This window comes from Streptomyces sp. NPDC107522, assembly GCF_055657525.1.
This window is the reverse complement of sequence record NZ_JBVKAU010000029.1, coordinates 38,313-56,060: the sequence shown is the minus strand read 5'-3', so window position 1 is coordinate 56,060 and position 17,748 is coordinate 38,313. Positions and strand designations below refer to the sequence as shown.

Annotated in this window: 15 protein-coding genes and 2 pseudogenes; 11 read left to right on the top strand and 6 right to left on the bottom strand. The window is 71.4% G+C overall.

What is annotated here, in order from left to right:
* Positions 1–248: 248 nt before the first annotated feature.
* The 3 genes from ACZ7L6_RS42205 to ACZ7L6_RS42195 form a co-directional block, all read right to left on the bottom strand.
* Positions 249–1,337, bottom strand: a complete 1,089-nt coding sequence (locus ACZ7L6_RS42205; RefSeq protein WP_471933643.1) for a hypothetical protein — start codon at positions 1,335–1,337, stop codon at positions 249–251.
* Positions 1,338–1,771: 434 nt separating this feature from the next.
* Positions 1,772–2,413: a response regulator gene (locus tag ACZ7L6_RS42200; RefSeq protein WP_471933641.1), complete on the bottom strand. Its 642-nt coding sequence runs from the start codon at positions 2,411–2,413 to the stop codon at positions 1,772–1,774.
* Positions 2,410–3,615, bottom strand: a complete 1,206-nt coding sequence (locus ACZ7L6_RS42195) for a sensor histidine kinase (RefSeq protein ID WP_471933639.1) — start codon at positions 3,613–3,615, stop codon at positions 2,410–2,412. The genes ACZ7L6_RS42200 and ACZ7L6_RS42195 overlap by 4 nt, the downstream gene beginning before the upstream one ends.
* Before the next feature lie 232 nt (positions 3,616–3,847).
* Between ACZ7L6_RS42195 and ACZ7L6_RS42190 the strand changes: the two genes are divergently transcribed.
* From ACZ7L6_RS42190 to ACZ7L6_RS42155, 8 genes and pseudogenes are all read left to right on the top strand, one after another.
* A complete protein-coding gene (locus ACZ7L6_RS42190; RefSeq protein ID WP_471933637.1) occupies positions 3,848–4,420 on the top strand; it encodes a GlcG/HbpS family heme-binding protein in 573 nt (190 codons plus the stop codon).
* 169 nt (positions 4,421–4,589) lie between these two features.
* Positions 4,590–5,189, top strand: coding sequence for a DinB family protein (locus ACZ7L6_RS42185; RefSeq protein ID WP_471933635.1), 600 nt, complete (start codon positions 4,590–4,592; stop codon positions 5,187–5,189).
* Positions 5,190–5,387: 198 nt separating this feature from the next.
* The gene (locus ACZ7L6_RS42180) at positions 5,388–8,291 is read left to right on the top strand and encodes an ATP-binding protein (RefSeq protein WP_471933633.1); all 2,904 of its coding nucleotides are present in this window, start codon (positions 5,388–5,390) and stop codon (positions 8,289–8,291) included.
* A gap of 122 nt (positions 8,292–8,413) precedes the next feature.
* Positions 8,414–8,656 (top strand): annotated as a pseudogene (locus ACZ7L6_RS42175) (GMC family oxidoreductase N-terminal domain-containing protein); the annotation flags it as partial.
* Positions 8,639–9,115, top strand: a complete 477-nt coding sequence (locus ACZ7L6_RS42170; protein WP_471933679.1) for a GMC oxidoreductase — start codon at positions 8,639–8,641, stop codon at positions 9,113–9,115. The pseudogene ACZ7L6_RS42175 and the gene ACZ7L6_RS42170, both read left to right, overlap by 18 nt.
* 105 nt (positions 9,116–9,220) lie before the next feature.
* Positions 9,221–10,699 carry an aldehyde dehydrogenase gene (locus tag ACZ7L6_RS42165; RefSeq protein WP_471933631.1) on the top strand — a complete coding sequence of 493 codons (1,479 nt, stop codon included), beginning with the start codon at positions 9,221–9,223 and terminating at the stop codon, positions 10,697–10,699.
* Between the two features lie 286 nt (positions 10,700–10,985).
* Complete coding sequence (locus tag ACZ7L6_RS42160) at positions 10,986–11,966, top strand: threonine ammonia-lyase (protein ID WP_471933629.1); 981 nt, start codon at positions 10,986–10,988, stop codon at positions 11,964–11,966.
* A 230-nt stretch (positions 11,967–12,196) separates the two neighbouring features.
* Positions 12,197–13,510: a hypothetical protein gene (locus tag ACZ7L6_RS42155; protein WP_471933677.1), complete on the top strand. Its 1,314-nt coding sequence runs from the start codon at positions 12,197–12,199 to the stop codon at positions 13,508–13,510.
* A 201-nt stretch (positions 13,511–13,711) separates the two neighbouring features.
* Here ACZ7L6_RS42155 and ACZ7L6_RS42150 read toward each other — a convergent pair whose 3' ends face one another.
* Positions 13,712–14,164 (bottom strand): DUF6082 family protein, encoded by a 453-nt coding sequence (locus ACZ7L6_RS42150; RefSeq protein ID WP_471933627.1) that lies wholly within the window; start codon positions 14,162–14,164, stop codon positions 13,712–13,714.
* Positions 14,165–14,728: 564 nt separating this feature from the next.
* Between ACZ7L6_RS42150 and ACZ7L6_RS42145 the strand changes: the two genes are divergently transcribed.
* Positions 14,729–14,929 (top strand): cold-shock protein, encoded by a 201-nt coding sequence (locus tag ACZ7L6_RS42145; RefSeq protein ID WP_471933625.1) that lies wholly within the window; start codon positions 14,729–14,731, stop codon positions 14,927–14,929.
* 148 nt (positions 14,930–15,077) lie between these two features.
* Here the strand turns inward: ACZ7L6_RS42145 and ACZ7L6_RS42140 are convergent, their stop codons facing one another.
* Together ACZ7L6_RS42140 and ACZ7L6_RS42135 are read right to left on the bottom strand one after the other, a co-directional pair.
* On the bottom strand, positions 15,078–16,067 hold the full coding sequence (locus tag ACZ7L6_RS42140; RefSeq protein WP_471933623.1) for an ornithine cyclodeaminase family protein: 990 nt from the start codon (positions 16,065–16,067) through the stop codon (positions 15,078–15,080).
* 241 nt (positions 16,068–16,308) lie between these two features.
* Positions 16,309–16,518 (bottom strand): hypothetical protein, encoded by a 210-nt coding sequence (locus ACZ7L6_RS42135; RefSeq protein ID WP_471933621.1) that lies wholly within the window; start codon positions 16,516–16,518, stop codon positions 16,309–16,311.
* On the opposite strand from ACZ7L6_RS42135, the gene ACZ7L6_RS42130 reads away from it, so the two are divergent.
* A complete protein-coding gene (locus ACZ7L6_RS42130; protein WP_471933619.1) occupies positions 16,517–17,479 on the top strand; it encodes an NADPH-dependent F420 reductase in 963 nt (320 codons plus the stop codon). The two genes, ACZ7L6_RS42135 and ACZ7L6_RS42130, sit on opposite strands and share 2 nt — an antisense overlap.
* Positions 17,464–17,714: pseudogene (locus tag ACZ7L6_RS42125) on the top strand (transposase); the annotation flags it as partial. The gene ACZ7L6_RS42130 and the pseudogene ACZ7L6_RS42125, both read left to right, overlap by 16 nt.
* Positions 17,715–17,748: the final 34 nt, after the last annotated feature.

Below are 17,748 nucleotides of genomic sequence, written 5' to 3'. Positions count from 1 at the left end.
ACCGCCGAGGCCGATGCACGGCCCGACCCCGAACGCGTCACCCAGGCGGTCGCGCGGATGGCCGCCGACGCGGCGCACCACACGGGGTCGGAGGACACCATCCGGCCCGGATCGGCCGGACGCGTGGACGAGCCAGGTCCGGGGCTGCTGACTGCCACCCCGGCTCGCACCTCGTCGAGGCCCCCAGCCGTCAACTCCCGCGCAGTACAGCTGGATGTCCACGCCGCTCACTCCGCAGCCGTACGACGTCAGGCTTCAAGGCGTTCGGTGTATGCCCCGGTCGGCGGAGCCGGCGTGGGACTCGTCATGCCCACGGACCAGAACCCATCGGTGCCGGGAACGGACGTCACGTCATTGAGGTACGGAGCAGGCGCCGCGCCGGCCGGGCCCCGCACGACGGTCCAGGTGCTGCCGTCCCGGCGCAGGTACGTACTGCGGCTCTGGTCCTGGTAGTTCCAGCCCGATATCCAAGCCGCGCGGCCCTGCGCATCACCCGCGATCCCGGTCAACGACCCGACCGTGAAACCCGCGTCCAGCCGGGTCCAGGCCGTGCCGTCCCAATGGCTCAGGGCCGGATTGCCGGGGCGGCCGGGTGGCCCGCCGACGCCGGCCTCGGTGCCCACCGCCCAGACGTCGTCCGGACCGGCCGAGTGGAGGTCGGCGATGCCCAGACGCAGACCGGCGATCGGGGGTAACACCGTCCAGGCTCCGTCCCAGCGTGCGACCAGTCCGGACCACCCTCCGCCGTTCGACTGGTCACCGCTCACCCAGACCTCGCCCGGCGCGCGCAGTACGACCCGGTAGAGGTTCGCGCTCGTGACGGGCAGCGGGTCCAGCCATCGCCAGCGTTGTCCGTCCCCGTGCAGCAGACGGGCGGCGCCGCCCCGGCTGCCACAGATCCACACCTGCCGGTCGGGGCCGACCGCCACGGAGTTGAGCCGGACGTCCGGTTCGCCCCTGCCCGGGAACGTGGCCTCGCGCCAGGTGGTTCCGTCCCAGCGCAGCAGCGGGCTGCCGTTCGCGGCAGGCATGCCCACACTCCACGCGGCGGTGGGGCAGACACCGGCGACGTCGGTCAACCGCGTGTGGCCGAGATGCGACAGGTCGGTCTTCATCCAGGCGCTGCCGTTCCACAGCATCGCCAGCGCCCGCCCCCGGGACGGCCCGGCAAGGCCCTCCTCACCCACGGCCCACGCCAGTTGGGGGCCGGCGGCGGCGATGCGGCGCAGCTGCGCGGCGGGAGTACTGCCGGGCGCCGGCACGGCCTGCCAGCCTTGCGTCTCGGGCGTCGGCACGTCGGCCCGGGACGGCACCGAGCCGAGCGCGATCCCCGACATCGTGCCGAGCGCTCCTGCCACAAATCGCCTTCGTCTCACTGCTGCATCCCTCCGGACGGATCGGGCGGATCAGATCGGGCGGATCAGGAGGGACCACCGTGAACCGGCGGACGTCGCAGGTCTAGATACTCACGTGACAAGTCCAGCGTGCGTTCTGCGGGGTTGGCGGTCGCATCGAGTGCGAGCCGGTCGGCGGTGCGGGCCAGGCGAAGTCACCGGTGACCTCGCCTTCGTCTCCTTGTGTGACTCCGTAGCAGGGCCGGATTGCCCTGCTACCAAGAAGACGACCGGCGGACCGGCGGATACGACAGACACCCCCGACGCATTCACGAAGCCGCCTGCCGCGTCCGGGCGCCGCGCCTGCGCATCGAATCCTCCTGCGCCGCCCGCACCGGCAAGCGGTCGGCCGACACGCCCGCATGAGTGGGCTGCCCTCACGGCAGCAGCCGTCGCTCCTTCGCGACGGCCACCGCTCCTGCGCGGGTGTCGACGCCGAGTTTGTCGTAGATGCGGCGCAGGTGCGTCTTGACCGTGGCCTCGCTGATGTACAGCGCGCGGGCGATGTCGCGGTTGCCGATACCGAGGGCGAGCTGGGCGAGGATGTCGCGTTCGCGATCGGTGAGGGTGGGGCGGGGTTGGCGCAGGTTGGCCATGACGCGACCGGCGACCGGTGCCGACAGGGCGGTACGCCCCTCGGCGGCGGCGTGGATCGCGGCGAACAGCTCCTCGGGCCGCTCGGCCTTGAGCAGGTAACCGGTGGCGCCTGCCTCGATGGCGCGGGTGATGTCGGCGTCGGTGTCGTACGTGGTCAGGACGAGAACGTGGGCGCAGGCGCCGGCGGAGGAGGTGAGGCGGCGGGTGGTCTCCACGCCGTCGATGCCCTCGCCCAGTTGCAGATCCATCAGCACCACGTCCGGGGCGAGTTTCGCGGCCAGCGCGAGCGCCTCCTCGCCGCTGCCGGCTTCACCGACGACCTCTATGCCCGGGGCGCTGTCGAGCAGTGCGAGCAGCCCGGCCCGTACGACGGCGTGGTCGTCGCAGACCAGGATGCGCACGGGAGCGCGGTCGGTGGTCATCGGGCTGCCTCCAGGGGAACGGCGGCGGACACGACGGTGCCCTCGCCGGGCGTGGACTCGACGGTCAGGGTGCCGCCGAGAGGGCGCAGCCGGGCCCGCATGGCCGGCAGCCCGTGCCCGCGCTCCGAGCCGGGGAGGCCGGGCAGCGCGGCGGGGTCGAAGCCATGGCCGTCGTCGGAGACGTCCAGGACGACCTCGTCGTCGAGGAGTGTGAGGGTGACGGCGGCACTGCGGGCACCGGAGTGCTCGCGGACGTTGGCCAGGGCGCCCTGGGCGATGCGCAGCAGCGCGGCCTGGACGCGGGCGGGCAGCCGGGCGAGCCGGCCGTCGCCGTCGAGGTGGACGCGTACGGTGAGGTGCGCCCCGGACTCCCGCGCGGCGAGGGCGCGCAGCGCCTGATCGAGGCCTTCGCCGCGGGCCAGGTCGGCGGGGGCCAGGTCGTGCACGAAGCGCCGGGCCTCGGCGAGGTTGTGTTCGGCGACGGACGCGGCGGTGCGTATGTGGGCGCGGGCCTTGTCCGGTGCGGTGTCCCACACCCGGTCCGCCGCCTGGAGCAGCATCTGCTGGCTGGACAGGCCTTGGGCGAGCGTGTCGTGGATCTCCATGGACAGCCGCTGGCGTTCGGCGAGGGTGCCCTCGCGGCGTTCTGCGGCGGCGAGTTCGTGGCGGGCGCGGATCAGGTCGTCGATCAGGACACGCTGACGTGCGGTGTGCCGTTCCATCTGCAGGAAGACAGCGGCGGCCAGCGCGGCCACGGCGGGCGGCGCGAGGACCAGGTTGGGGTCGAAGCGTCCCGCGAGCTGCACTTGCGCCGCGACGACGAACACCGTCAGGACCGCCACGAGACCAAGGGCCGAGCGTGGCGGCAGCGTGCGCAGACCGGTGTAGAAGAGGGGCACCGCGCACCAGGCGAAGCTGGGCGCCAGAACGACCAGGACCATCCACACCACGACGACCAGCGCCAGCCACGCAGTGTGCCGCCGACCGGGCCGCACCCCCGGGTCCCCGGCCCTCGGTCCCAGCAGATGCAGGACGGCGAGCACGACGCACAGCGCGATGATCCACGGACTGCGCGGCTCCCCGGGATGGCGCAGCAGGAACCGGGCGAGCGCTCCGCCGAGAAGCAGGAAGAACGCCGCGTGCATCACGACGCCGAGCCACCGGGCGTCCACGGTGCTCGGTTCGTACGACCGGTTCCCCATCCGGGGCCGCCTCCCTTCTCGCTCGCGGGCGCTGAACTGGGCAAACATCTCCATTGTGGCCCGTTGCGGGGGTCAGACAGGTCAACCGATCGGATGACCCCGGTGTCGTCCGCCGGGCGCCGCCGAGCCAGCCGGAACGCCGACCCTCCGGGCCGGGATCCGGGCCGAGGCTGGAGAGCGACGAAGAGGGGCGGCAACCGGGCCGCCCGACACCCGAGGAGTCGACCGACCCATGAACAACCCCGTGCGCAAGAAGTTCTCCCGCCGTGCCCGCGTCGCCACCGGTGGTGCCGTACTCGCCGTCGTCGCCCTCGCGGGCTTCGGCGCGGTGTCCGCGAACGCCTCGGCGCCCGCCCCCACAACCGCCGCTGCCACCTCGGCCCACGCCCCGGCCCGGGCCACCACCACCTCCACCCACCTGACGATCGACGCCGCCGCCAAGGCCGCGCAGGCCGCGCTGGACGCCGCGGAGAAGGAGAACCAGCGCGTCACGGTCGCCGTCGTCGACCGCAACGGCAACACGATCGTCACCCTGCGCGGCGACGGCGCCGGCCCGCAGTCCTACGAGTCCGCCCAGCGCAAGGCGTTCACCGCGGCCGCCTGGAACGCCCCCACCTCCCAACTGGCCGACCGCCTGCAGCAGACCCCGAACCTCAAGGACATCCCCGGCACCCTGTTCCTGGCAGGCGGCGTCCCCGTCACCGCCGACAACGCGCCCATCGCCGGCATCGGCGTCGCGGGCGCTCCCTCCGGGGCACTGGACGAGAAGTTCGCGCAGGCGGGGGCGAACGCGGTGGCTCGCTAGCCACCCGCTGTCGATGCCGTACCGGCCTCGCCGTACAGGACGTCCCTACGGCATCGACCGCGCACTCACGACAGCCCGCCCTCGGGGCTTGGGCTTACGGCGTCGCAAGACAGCTACCTGGCCTTTCCGCCGGGCCCGACTGTCAGTGCCGGGTGGCAGAGTGCCTGGCATGAGCGAACCGAACCCGAAGGCGGACCTCCTCCGATACCTGCAAGACGCGCGCGACACCCTGGTGTGGAAGCTCGACGGCCTCTCGGAATACGACATCCGCCGCCCGCTGACCCCGACGGGCACGAACCTGCTGGGGCTGGTCAAACATGTCGCCGGGGTGGAGCTGGGGTACTTCGGCGACACCTTCGGGCGGCCGTTCTTCGACGAGGAGCCGCCGCCCTGGTGGTACACGCAGGGCGCAGAACCCAACTCGGACATGTGGGCCACCGCGGACGAGTCGCGCGAAGAGATCGTCGGGCTGTACCACCGGGCATGGGAGCACTCCGACCGCACGGTAGCGACACTCACCCTGGACGCGATCGGTCACGTCCCGTGGTGGCCGGAAGAACGCCGCGAGGTGACCCTCCACCACATCCTGGTGCGCGTGATCTCCGATACCCAGCGGCACGCCGGACACGCCGACATCGTGCGGGAACTCATCGACGGAGCCGTCGGGCACTTGAAGGGCAACGACAACATGCCCGCGGGAGACCAGGCATGGTGGGAGCGCCACCGGCGCCGACTGGAGCGGGTCGCGCGGGACGTCGGCAAGGGCTGATCATGCCCCGGCACTGCCGACGAGGTGCACCGGATCCGGAGGGTGGGCGGTGCCCGGTCGACCTGTGGGCCGTACGGTGAAAGAGGGAACGGAGGGCGGCTGGGACTGCCGCCGGGAGACCGAGAGAAGGCCTTTGTCATCGTGAAGCCGTCCGCGCGCGGACGCGAGCGTGACACCGGAGCCGGCCATCACCCGACGGTGACTGACGGACCGGATCGGGTCGGTGCCGGGCTGCTGGAGCGCGAGGAAGAGCTGCGGCGTCTGGAAAGGGCGATCGCCGGAGCGCAGGCCGGCACGGGCACGGTCGTGGCGGTGGAGGGCTCGGCGGGGATCGGCAAGACCCAGCTGCTGCGGGCCGCGATGGAACGTGCGGCACAGCACGGCATGGCTGTGGTCAGCGCTCGCGGCGGGCAGATGGAGACCGACTTCGCGTTCGGCATCGTCCGGCAGTTGTTCGAGCCGGCGCTGGCCGCCGCGGAGACCGGCGCGCATGAGGCGCTGCTGGAGGGAGCCGCCGCTCCTGCGGCATGGCTGCTCGGCGGCGGCCGGGCCGATGAGCTCGGTGAACCATTCGGCGGCGATCGCAGCTTCGCCGCCCTGCACGGCCTCTACGGTCTGACCGCGAAGCTGGCGGCGCGCACGCCACTGCTGATGGTGGTGGACGACGTGCACTGGGCCGATGTGCCGTCACTGCGGTTCCTGGGCTATCTGGCCCGGCGTGTGCGCGGCCTGCCCGTAGTGCTGCTCGTTGCAGTGCGCCCGGAGGACCCCGGTGCTCAGGGACTGCTCCTTACGGAGCTGGTCGGCGGCCCGGAGACCGACATCGTCAGGCCGGGGCCGTTCACGATCGACGCGGTGCGAACGCTGGTGCGGGGAGCCTTCGCGGCGGCACCTCTCGACCCGGGCTTCGTGCGTGATTGCTGGACGACGACGGGCGGCAACCCCTTCCTGGTCACGCAGCTGATCGATGCCCTGCGTGCCCGGGGCGCGCAGCCGACCTCCGCGGCGGTCGACAAGGCCGGCGAGCTGGGCCTGGAGACGGTGTCGCGCTGGGTCACCCTGCGTCTGGCGGGCCTGCCGCCGTCGGCCACGGCGCTGGCCGCGGCCGTGGCGGTGCTGGGCGACGGAGCCGCTGCCGCGCAGGCCGCCGATCTGGCCGGGCTCGATCAGGCCGGGTGCGACGAGGCCGTCGACGGACTGGTCTCGATGAGCATCCTGCGTGACGACGACCACCTGGCGTTCGTACACCCACTCGTGCGCTGGGCGATCTACGCGCACCTTCCTCCCCGTCGGCGGGCACGAGCGCACCGGCAGGCCGCCCGGCTGCTGTGGTACGAGGGAGCCGCGGTCGAGCGCGTGGCGTCGCACCTGCTGGCGGCCGCCCCGGCCGGCGACGAGGAGGTGGTCGACATCCTGCTGCAGGCCGCCCGCGCGGCGAGCCGGAAGGGCGCGCCCGACCTGGCGGTCCGGTACCTCAAGCGGGCACTTGCGGAGCCCGCGCGTGCGGAGTCCAGGCCCGAGCTGCTGCGCGAGCTCGGTGTCGCGGAGCAGAGCGCCGGCCAGTTCACCGACGCCGCGCAGGACCTGCGGCGCGCTCTGGAGTCCACCGACGACATGGCGGCGAAGATCGAGCTCGGGTTTCGCCTGCGCACCGCACTGGTGTGGTCGGACCGCGCGCACGAGGTCGCGCCGACTTTGGCCGGCCTCATCGCCGAGGCCGGCCGGCGCGACTCGGAGGGCGCCCTGCTTCTGGAGACAGCGGTGGCCGGGGCCCTGCAAGTGGACATTTCGACATCGCAGGAGCTGCGCGAGCGCGTCCGGCGGGTCGTGGCGCCTGCCCTCGCCGGCGAACCCGTGCCTCCCCACGTCGCCAGTCTGGCGGCGGTCGAGGCACTCTTCGCCAACGCACCGGCTGCACGGGTTGTCCGCCTGGCCGAGAAGGCGAGCCGCGGCCGGTACCAGGTGCCCGACTTCGCACGCGGCCCGATGAGTGCCCAGCTCCTGCTTGCGCTGATCTTCGCCGAGGACTACGCGACGGCCCGGCGGCTGCTCGACGACGAAGTCGAGGACGCACACCACCACGGGTCGGCCGCGCAGTTCTTGAACGCGGCTGTGCTCCGCTCGGTGCTCTTCCACCGCCTGGGTATGCTGGCCGAGGCCGAGGTGGATGCCCGCGCCGCGCTCGAGGCGGTGCACCTCCAGTCGGGGCCCGGTCGGTCCGGCGGCGGGCGGCCGGCCCACTCCCTGCACGCTCCGATGGCGGTTGCGGTGCTGATGGACACCCTGATCGAACGCGGGAACGTCGGGGGCGCGGAGCAACTGCTGGCCGAGACAGGGCTGGCCGCGTCCGACAGTCCGCTGCTGCTGTTCACGTTCCTGATCGGTGCCCGCGCACGGCTGCGGGCCGCTCAGGGCCGGACGCCGGAGGCGATCGACGAGTTCATGGCCCTCGGTGCCCGGATGGGGAGCACGGTCGTGACCCCGGCGCTGGCGCCCTGGCGGTCGCAGGCCGCGCTTGCCCTCGTAGCGACGGACCTCCCTGCGGCGCGTCGGCTGGCGCGTGAGGAGCTTGCTCTCGCCCGGCGGTTCGGTGCGCCCCGGACTCTCGGGGTGGCGCTTCGTGCGGTCGCCGCGACGGGCAGTCCGGACGAGCAGGCGCAGTGGCTGCGCGAAGCGCTCGCGGTGCTGGAGAACTCGCCGGCCGCCCTGGAGCGGGCGCGCACCCTCGTCGAGTTGGGTGCCGTGCTGCGTCGCCGGGGCCACCGCCTTGAGGCACGGGCCGCTCTGGAGCGCGGCATGGACGGCGCATGGTCCTGCGGGGCGACCGGCCTGGCACAGCGCGCGTGCGACGAGCTACGGGTCGCCGGTGCGCGCCCCCGCCGACTGGCGCTCAGCGGGGTCGATGCCCTGACGGGCGCCGAGCGCCGTGTCGCCGGCCTCGCCGCCCGAGGCGCCACCAACCGTCAGATAGCGCAAGCCCTTGTCGTCAGCCCGGCCACCGTCGAGACCCACCTGCGGCACGTTTTCCAGAAGCTCGACATCACCTCCCGCGAGCAGCTCGCGGAGCTTCTCGGCGGGGCGCACGAGCCCGAGGCCCCGTAGAGGAACTCTCAGGGACATGACCGCAAAAGGTCAGCGCCGTTTCATGGACGCGCAGCAGCCCGCCGACGGCCGACGATCGCTTCAGAGACCGGACGGACAGCGGCCGCAGGAGGCGGAACGTCATGGCTGCGCAGCAGGAGAGCCATCACGACTACGTGATCGTCGGGGCGGGCACGGCCGGCTGCGTGCTCGCGGCACGACTGCCGGAACGCGACGGTGCGCGCGTGTTACTCGACAGGGACCGCTGCGTCGGCGCCCAGTACGTCCTCGACGGCCGGACCCGTCGCGCCTCGGCGACAAAGGAGGCCGTCCTGCGCGCCGGAACTGTCGGCTCGCCGAAGCTGCTCATGCTGTCCAGACTCGGTCCCGAGCGGCACCTGCGCGCTCTCGGCATCGACGTCGTACACGACCTGCCGGGCTCGGCGCGAACTGCACGGCCATCCGCTCGCCGGCATCACCTACGAGGCACGCCGACCGGTCGAGCCCGGCGCCGACCAGCATGCCGAAGCCAGCGTGCTGCACCGGCGGGGCGACAGGTGCCGCCCCGGCCCGAGGCCGTCGACCGAACCGCCGTACGCGACTACCTGGCCCACTGCACGGGCCCCTACGTCCATCTCGTCGGGACATGCGCCATCGGCCAGGTCGTCGACCCGCAGCTGCGGGTACTCGGCATGGACGGCCTGCGGGTCGCCGACGCGTCGGTGATGCCGTCGATCGTCTCGGCGAACACCAACGCGACCACAGTGATGATCGGCGAGCGAGCCGCCGAACTCATCGCCCGACCTCAGGGTCGCCGGCGACAAAACTCAGTGCCGACCCCATGATGCGCGCTCACCTCACCGAGACCGACGATGGGACCGACGCGTGGGGGCGGGTCAGGGCCGCAGGGGCAGTGACCCGCCGACTCCGCTCGTCCAAGGAGGCTGACGATGTCTGCGCACGCGACCATCCAGGCCCCGGACCTCGTCCGGGAGCGGCTGTTCATCGGCGGCGACATGGTCGAGCCGGAGTCCGACGACCTGCTGGAGGTCATCTCTCCGGCCACCGAGGAGAAGATCGGTTCCGCTCCGTCCTCCACACCCGCCGACGTTGCCCGGGCTGTTCGCGCCGCCCGTGCCGCCTTCGACGACGGACCGTGGCCGCGCATGTCCCCGGCGGAACGGGCCGACGCGCTGGAGCCCTTCACCGACCACCTCCGCTCGCGCATCCCGCAGATCGCCCAGCTCATCACCGAGGAGATGGGCTCGCCGATCACCTTCTCGAACCACCTTCAGGCACCCGTCCCCGTGATGCTGCTCGACTACTTCCGGCAGCTCGCCACGACCTTCCCGTTCGAGGAGGACCGTGCAGGGTTGAGCGGACCGGCCCGGATCCTCCGGGAGCCGGTCGGCGTCGTCGGACAGATCGTGCCGTGGAACGCCCCGCTCATCCTCACGATGGTGAACCTCGCCCCGGCTCTGCTCGCCGGCTGCACCGTGGTGCTCAAGCCGGCGCCTGAGACACCGGTGGACGCGTACCTGCTCGCCGACGCCGCCATGGAGGCCGACCTGCCGCCCGGCGTCCTGAACATCGTGCCCGCTGACCGTGCGAACAGCGAGGCGCTCGTGCGGCACCCGCAGGTCGACAAGATCAGTTTCACGGGCAGCTCGACGGTCGGACGACGCGTCGCCACCCTGTGCGGCGAGCAGTTCAAGCGGGTCACGCTCGAATGCGGCGGAAAATCGCCCGCCATCATCCTGGAGGACGCCGACCTCGACACCGTCGTGCCCGCCCTCATGCCGTACGCGATCATGATGTCCGGCCAGCACTGCCTGGCGCAGACCAGGATCCTCGCGCATCGCAGCCGCTACCGGCAGACCGTCGACGCGGTCACCCGGGCCGCGGCCGCGCTGACGGTCGGTGACCCGCACGATCCCGCCACCGAGGTCGGCCCCTTGGTGGCGGAACGCCAGCGGCGGCGTGTCGAGGACTACATCACCAGCGGCCGACAGGAAGGCGCAGTGGTCACCGTGGGCGGCGGCCGGCCTCCGAGCCGGCCGAAGGGCTGGTACGTGGAGCCGACGGTCTTCGCCGACGTCGACAGCCACATGCGCATCGCCCAGGACGAGATCTTCGGCCCCGTCCTCGTCGTGATCCCGTTCGACGACGACAACGACGCCGTCCGTATCGCCAACGACTCCAAATACGGCCTGTCGGGAAGCGTATGGAGCCCCGACCAGGACCGAGCCCTGCGGATCGCCCGCCGAGTCCGCACAGGAAGCCTGACGATCAACGGGTACCGCATCGAATTCAGCGCCCCCTTCGGCGGTTACAAGGAATCCGGGATCGGCCGCGAATTCGGCCCTGAGGGGCTCAGCTCCTTCCTGGAGTACAAGACAATCAACCTCCCCACGGGCACGGCCCATTGATGGGCGGGACGACAGTTCCTTGGCCGAGCTGATTGGTGCTGTGCTGCATCTCCTTCGCACCGTAGGCGGTACGCACGGCGGATCAGCTCTACCCGGCGGGTCGGGTGAGTGCCTCCAGACCGTAGGGGCGGCGGTCACGCTCAGGCTCCGCACGAAGCTGACCAACGGCGCCGACAGCGCGGCCGTCGGCCCTCGAGTCCAGCGCCGCCTGAGCCGCCTCAACTGATCCCACAGGCTTTGACCATTACTCGTGCGGCGCCGACCCCCGCCGCTACGCTGCTGTGTCGTGCAGGAGACGCCCCTCGACACTGCTCGGATCCGGGCGGCTCGCCAGGTGATCGACCCGTTGTTTCTCGACACTCCGCTGTACCGCTGCGAGGCGCTGGGGCCCGACCTCGGGTGCATGGTGAGCATCAAGCTCGAAACGGCGAACCCGGTCCGCAGCTTCAAGGCCCGCGGCACCGAGGTGGTCGCGAGCCTGCTCGCCGACCGTGGCTCACGAGCCGTCGTGTGCGCCAGCGCGGGCAACCTCGGCCAGGCCCTCGCCTGGTCCGGTCGGAGCCGAGGGCTCGACGTCACCGTCGTGGCCTCCCGCTTCGCGACTGCGGCCAAGCTTGATCGCATCCGCGCGCTGGACGCCAGGCTGGAACTCGTGGACGGCGACCACGAGATGGCTCGCGAACGGGCGGCGGCCATCGCCCGCCACGACGGCATCCGGCTGCTCGAAGACAGCCTGGACATCGAGACCTGCGAGGGAGCGGCGACCATCGGCCTGGAACTGGTGGACACCTTGCCGTCGTTCGACGCCGTCCTGATCGCTCTCGGCGGTGGGGCGCTGGCCACCGGTGTGGGCCATGTGGTGAAAGCCATGGCGCCCGAGGCCGAGGTGATCTGCGTCCAGCCGCTGGGCGCACCGGCGATGACACGCTCCTGGCACAGGCGCCGCGTCGTCACCACCGACTCGACCGACACCATCGCCGACGGCGTCGCCGGCCGCCGCCCCATTCCGGCCGTCCTGGACGACCTCCTCCTGGTCGCCGACGACGCCGTTCTGGTCCAGGAGGCGCCGATCATCGCCGGTATGCGCCTGCTCCTCGACCACGCAGGCCTCGTCGTCGAACCGTCCGCCGCGCTCGGCCTCGCGGCGATCCTCGAAGACCGTGACCGCTTCGCCGGCCGACACGTAGTCACCATCGTGTGCGGCAGCAACGTCGACGTGGACGTGTATCACCGCTGGGTCGGTGCGGCTCCCGTCCACCCGTCCTGACAATTCCTCATGGCGCGCGGCGGGAGACTACCCCGGACCCCGCCGATGACGTACTGACCACACCTCAACTGGCCTTGAGGCAGGCCGCCCGGGCCCTCAGACACTGCTGGGTCGGCCATGACCGCCGACCCTCGTCCAGCAAGGGCGGCCACCGCGGGTCACGCCCTGCTGTCAGTGCCGCGCCGTAGGCTGCCGGGCAGAGCGCGTTCCTGGAACGATTCCTGGAAATGATGGAGGTAATGGTGCGCAGGCCGGTCGCGGGCGAGGTTCATGTTCACTACGGCCAGATCTACGTCGAGAGCGATCCGGACAGCTTCGGCCTCGACCTCGCGCAGGCGTTCGCCGGGCAGAGTGCCGGGCTGTGCGGGGCGGCGATACCCGGCGCGCTGTGGCTGCACACCGGGCTGCACACGGGCAACGTCGGCTTCACCGTCGAGGTGCATGACCACGCCCCGGCGCTGGGTGCGGTGTGGGAGGACGTGGTGGAGGTGTCCTTCCGACCCGTCTCAGCCAGAAGTGCTCTCGTGCAATGGGCAGGGGAGGCCTCTTGGGAGCTGGACCTGGAAGAGACCGACTACCGGGTGCGCTTCTGCGCCAAGGGCATGGACGAGGCACACCGGCGGGACACCCGACTGAGCGAAGAACCCCAACTGGACAGGTATCTCCTGCAGTTCTGGCCCGCCCCGCCCGCACCGGACCGCATCCTGAAGCAGACCTCGACGATCGCCGAGTACTGGCACGATTACGCCCGCCGCCAGCCGGCACCTCCCACACCCGCCGAACGCGCCGAAGCAGAACGCCAAGCACGGCTCGCGAAGGAACAAGCCGAAGTAGAACGCCGGCTCGTCTACGAACGATGGCAGTGGGGCGGACAACTGCCGAGCCAGGCCCTGCGCAATGTGCGGGGCAACGTGCGCGGCCTGCTCGACTTCGACCCCGCCCTGGTCCACGCCATCGACGCCGCTGGTCCCGAGGCTCAGCGTGCGCTGGCCCTGTTGGCCGCGCACCGTGCGTGCGAGGTGGCCGGTCTCTCAGAGCTCGACTGGATCGCCCGAGGACTCGCCGCGCTGGTCGACGGCCGCCCTCTCCCGCCGCCCTTTGACGCCCCGGACCGGGTGTGGGAGACCCTGGCATCCGACCCCCGCGTCCCGCACGGGACCGTCGGCCGGGCCGTTCCGCCCAAGCGGCCTTCCTTTCAGCCGCCGGCCCCGGACGATGCACCTGCGCCGGTGGCCCAGCCCCAGCCGACCGCACAGATCGTGGGTCTTGCGGCCGCCATGCTGAAGTCGTCGGGCCGGCCCGCCCTGTCCACGCCGCAGTCCGACGGAGCGACGTCGTACATGCAGAGGGTCACTGCCGGTGAGCCGGATCCGTCCGTGCGTATGTCCCAGCCACACATGGCCATCCCCGCACTCCTCGGCGCCGCTGAACCCGACCCGCTCCAGGCGGCCCTCGATGCGGTGTACGCAGCCGTGGCCACCTACGGCGAGGACTACGACACACTTCTGCAGGAGATCCGCTCCGCTTGCCCACGGCGTCCGTAGGTGTCGGCAGGCCACGGGAGCGGCAGCGAGGGTTGGGGGGAGTGGGCCTCCTGAAGGAGTGGAGCCGCCACGGCACCGGCGCCGCCATCCCGCAGGGGCCCTGGGCCCGTTGCCTGCTTGGTCGGGACTCGCTCATCGCGACGACCCGCACGCACGAAGGGCCGGACGTGCGTACCGCGTTCGGCCCTCGAGATCCTCGTCTCAGCCTGCATCGGCAGGCGTCAGCGTTTGCCGGGCGGCGTCGAACACCTTGATAAAGGCTCTCAGCTTCGCGTCGTCGCCGACCAGGCCGGCGCGGGCGGTGCGGGCGCGCTCCCAGTACCGGCGTCCCGCCTCGCCGGCCAGAAGCGCCGAGGCGTGCGCGCGGAGCTGCTGCTGGGACAGGGCACCGATGCGCCACTGCAGTTCCCAGGCGGTCAACTGCGCCTCGAAGAAGAGGTGCTGGCCGGCCTCTCCGGGCTCCGAGCCGGTGAGCTGCGGCCCGGCCACGGCCCGGGCCAGGTCCGGGTCGGCCGCCGCGGCCTTCAACAGGTCCACCTGGGTCTGCAGCACGGTGGCCCGCAGGGTCTCCCGGTGCTGCTCACGGCGCTGCACCACGCCCATCAGCAGAACGGCCACCACAGCGGCCAGCAGCAGAGCGAACAGGATCAGCACGGCAGCTCCCCCCAGAGCAACGACAGTCGGTGCCGATGGTCCACCGCGCCCACACCGACAGCAAGGTCGGGCCGGCTTCCTTCCCTGAATCCTCACACCGCATGCTCCGACGGGACCTCCGGGGCGCGCTTGGGAAGCGGATCTTGATCTGAGCCCCTGCCGCCGATCGGGATGAAGCCTGGACGGCACCGGTGCACACCGACCGGCAGCTGACACGTATTCCACGCCGGCAGCGCGACGGCACCTGGCACCGGATCCTCGAACAGCTGCAGGCGAGAAGGCGGTGCACGACAGGCCCACCCCGGCGTCGATCCGGCCGACGGGCGCCTTGTCGAAGCCCTGCTCGGCGAAGAGTCGGAATGCGAATGCGACGGCGGGAATGAATCCGGCGGGGGGCAGGTTGTACCGAGCGGTCGTAGTTTTTGTGTCTGTGTTTCACCGCACGCTCGCGAAGAACGATGTCGCGGGCGCTGCCTTCCTTCAGGGAACTGGAGAAGTCGCGTCCAGGCCGGCCCGGGCCCGCAGAGTGCGGGTCCCGCACCCAGCCCCTGCAAGGAGCAAGAAATGACTCAGGGAACCGTCAAGTGGTTCAACTCGGAGAAGGGCTTCGGCTTCATCGCCCGGGCCGACGGCCCGGATGTGTTCGTGCACTACTCCGAGATCGACGGCCACGGCTTCCGTAGCCTCGAAGAAAACCAGAGCGTGGAGTTCGACGTGGTCCAGGGCCCCAAGGGCCCCCAGGCCGCACGCGTCCGCGCCGTCTGAGGCCCGGCGGGCGAGACCTGCCGAGCACCTGCTGACGAGCCGGAGGGCCGGTGCCGCAAGGCGCCGGCCCTCGGCATGTCCAGGACCACACACCCTGCCTCTTGCGTCACCTCACCTTACTCAGATCGCCCATCCCTACCATCGGCATTCAGCGCAAGGTGATCTCCTCGCCGACTGACTGCTCGCGTGCGGCAGTGACGACCAAGGCCGCGGCCACGGCGTCCTGCACGGCCACGCCGACCGATTTGTACAGGGTGATCTGATCCGGTGAGGTGCGCCCCGTCCTGCTGCCCGTGATGAGTTCACCCAGCTCGGCGTGCACGTGTTCGGCCGTGATGAGGCCGTCGCGGATCGGGGCCAGCAGGTCGTTGCTGCCCGCGGGGAACGGAGCCAGCGCGGCCTGCCGCGATTCGACGCACACCAGAGCCCCGGCGACGGTGGCGTCGTCGACCTCGCGGCCGGCCGGGTTGTACCCCACCGACGTGATGTGCACCCCGGGTGTCAGCCAGGGACGGCGAATCACCGGCTCGACGGCGTGAGTGGTCGCCGCGGCGATGTCCGCGCCGTCGAGCGCCTCGGCGTAGGTGGACGCCGGACGAACCTCCGCCTCCACCACGGCCGACAGCTCACCGGCCAGGGCGGCCGCCTTCGCCGGGTCACGGCCGGCCACCCGGATCTGCCGGATCGGCCGGACCCGGCAGATCGCGCGGGCGTGGGACCGGGCCTGCACGCCGGTCCCCAGGATCGCAAGCACCGTGGAGTCCTCGCGGGCCAGCAGCCGCACCGAAAGGGCCGAGCAGGCGCCGGTCCGCGTCGCGGTGATGGCCGTCCCGTCCAGCAACGCCGCAGGCTCGCCTGTGTCCGGATCAAAGACCACGATCAGTGCCTGGTGGGTCGGCAGGGCCGTTCCGGCATTCTGCGGGAAGAGCGAGACGAGCTTGCTCATGAGCACCCCGGCCGACGGCACGAAGCCGGGCATCGCCGCCAGAAGGGCCTCACGCTCGGGCACCAGCGCGGCGACGCGGTCGGGGGCAGAGGCACGGCCGGCACTGAGGTCCGCCATCGCCGAGCCCAAGGCCTCGATCAGCGTGTCCATGTCGAGCAGCGCTTCGACCTGCGAGCGCCCCAGTACCAGCATTCGTTTCTCCTCCTGATCGCTGTTCCGGCCGAAGGCCGGTCGCTCGAAGCGTCAACCGCAGCCACCTTGCGCCAGGCTGTGCGGATTGTTCACCACAACGTCCAACTGAAGCACTCAGTGGCCAGGTGAGGGGTTGTGGCCACGCATCCGTGATGGCTACGGCTGATGCATCGTCGGGCCATACCTCATCCACTCGACCCTTTTGCCCAGGCGCGTCGGGCGAGAGGAACTGGAGTTCCGGTCAGTCGTTCCTGGGTGTGTCCGCGTGGGTTGCGGGCTCGGGCAGGGGTTCGGTGTGGCGGCTGCTGAGGCCGTCGAGGGAGATGCGCAGGAGACGGCGCCACTGGCCCGGGTGGCTGTCGCCGGTCGTCAGGACGGCCTGACTCAGGGAGTCACTGAGCAGGACCACATCACTGGTGGTGACGTCGGGGCGCAGGAGGCCGGCGTTCATGCACAGGATGCGCAGCTCGTTGTCACTTGGCTTCATAGGCAGCGGAAGCATCGGCACGAAGATCGCCCGGCTCGCGATCGCGGCGGATATCGACGTCGTCCTGTCCAACTCCCGCGGTCCCGAGACGCTGGCGGAGACTGTGGCGGAGCTCGGCGAGCGGGCCCGCGCCGCGACACCCGAGGAGGCGGCCCGGGCGGGCGACTGGGTGGTCGTGAGCATTCCGCCGGCCGCCTACCGGGAGCTTCCCGTCGCCGCGCTGGCGGGCAAGGTCGTGCTCGACACGATCAACTACTACCCGTTCCGCGACGGGTACATCGAGGTCCTCGACTCGGGCAGGACCACCACCAGTGAACTCGTCCAGGAACACCTGGCCGGCGCGAAGCTCGTCAAGGCGTTCAACAACATCGGCGACCATCACATCCCTTCACTCGCCCGCCCCGCAGGCGCCGCCGACCGCACCGCCCTGCCCATCGCCGGCGACGACCCACAAGCCAAGGCGACAGCCGCCGACCTGATCAGCCGACTGGGCTTCGACACCGTCGACGCCGGCCCCCTGGCCGAAGGCTGGCGCTTCGAGCCGGAGACCGCTCCCTACGCGGTGCCGTACTCCGCCGGCCCCGACGCCGTGAGGGCGTTCTGGGCGCAGGTGAGCGAAGCCCTCCACTCCCGCACTCCGCCGCAGACGCCGCCCCCCGCCGATCCGGGCGTCCCGTTGCCCGCAGCACGGCTGCGCACCCTGCTCGCCGACACCCCGCCAAAGCTCACCGCCGACCGCGTGGTGGCCCGCCCCCCCCGACGAGTTCCGGCCGGTCCGGCGCACCGGCTCCGCCTGGAGAGGTTCCGGCCGAGCACGGACCTGGACCGGCAGGGCTCGGCCGGAGTTTCACGGTGCGGCAGCTCACGACCGCCGACGGTCAGGCCGTGCTGGATGCGGAAGGATGCGGGCGAGATCTCGGCGTGAGGCCGATGATCACTCGACGGGCACCAAGCACGGCTCCGGCCTGGGCGCCCAACGCTGGGCAGTAGAGCGCACGTTCGCCCGCCTGCACTGGTTCCGCCGCCTTCGGATCCGCTGGGGGATACGCGACGACGTGCACGAAGCCTTCCTCAGCCTTGGATGCGCACTCATCTGTTGGCGACGCCTAACGACCCCGGGGGAAATTGAGGTCCGGACGTGCTGGCCTGCCGCGATATAGAGCTCGCTACATGTAGCCAGTGTTCAGGAAGTGG

Excerpts from the sequence above, each read along its gene's own strand:
- ACZ7L6_RS42205 (WP_471933643.1), bottom strand. The coding sequence starts at position 1,337 with ATGTCGGGGATCGCGCTCGGCTCGGTGCCGTCCCGGGCCGACGTGCCG.
- ACZ7L6_RS42200 (WP_471933641.1), bottom strand. The coding sequence starts at position 2,413 with ATGACCACCGACCGCGCTCCCGTGCGCATCCTGGTCTGCGACGACCAC.
- ACZ7L6_RS42195 (WP_471933639.1), bottom strand. The coding sequence starts at position 3,615 with ATGGGGAACCGGTCGTACGAACCGAGCACCGTGGACGCCCGGTGGCTC.
- ACZ7L6_RS42190 (WP_471933637.1), top strand. The coding sequence starts at position 3,848 with ATGAACAACCCCGTGCGCAAGAAGTTCTCCCGCCGTGCCCGCGTCGCC.
- ACZ7L6_RS42185 (WP_471933635.1), top strand. The coding sequence starts at position 4,590 with ATGAGCGAACCGAACCCGAAGGCGGACCTCCTCCGATACCTGCAAGAC.
- ACZ7L6_RS42170 (WP_471933679.1), top strand. The coding sequence starts at position 8,639 with ATGCTGTCCAGACTCGGTCCCGAGCGGCACCTGCGCGCTCTCGGCATC.
- ACZ7L6_RS42165 (WP_471933631.1), top strand. The coding sequence starts at position 9,221 with ATGTCTGCGCACGCGACCATCCAGGCCCCGGACCTCGTCCGGGAGCGG.
- ACZ7L6_RS42155 (WP_471933677.1), top strand. The coding sequence starts at position 12,197 with ATGGAGGTAATGGTGCGCAGGCCGGTCGCGGGCGAGGTTCATGTTCAC.
- ACZ7L6_RS42145 (WP_471933625.1), top strand. The coding sequence starts at position 14,729 with ATGACTCAGGGAACCGTCAAGTGGTTCAACTCGGAGAAGGGCTTCGGC.
- ACZ7L6_RS42140 (WP_471933623.1), bottom strand. The coding sequence starts at position 16,067 with ATGCTGGTACTGGGGCGCTCGCAGGTCGAAGCGCTGCTCGACATGGAC.
- ACZ7L6_RS42130 (WP_471933619.1), top strand. The coding sequence starts at position 16,517 with ATGCACAGGATGCGCAGCTCGTTGTCACTTGGCTTCATAGGCAGCGGA.
- ACZ7L6_RS42135 (WP_471933621.1), bottom strand. The coding sequence starts at position 16,518 with ATGAACGCCGGCCTCCTGCGCCCCGACGTCACCACCAGTGATGTGGTC.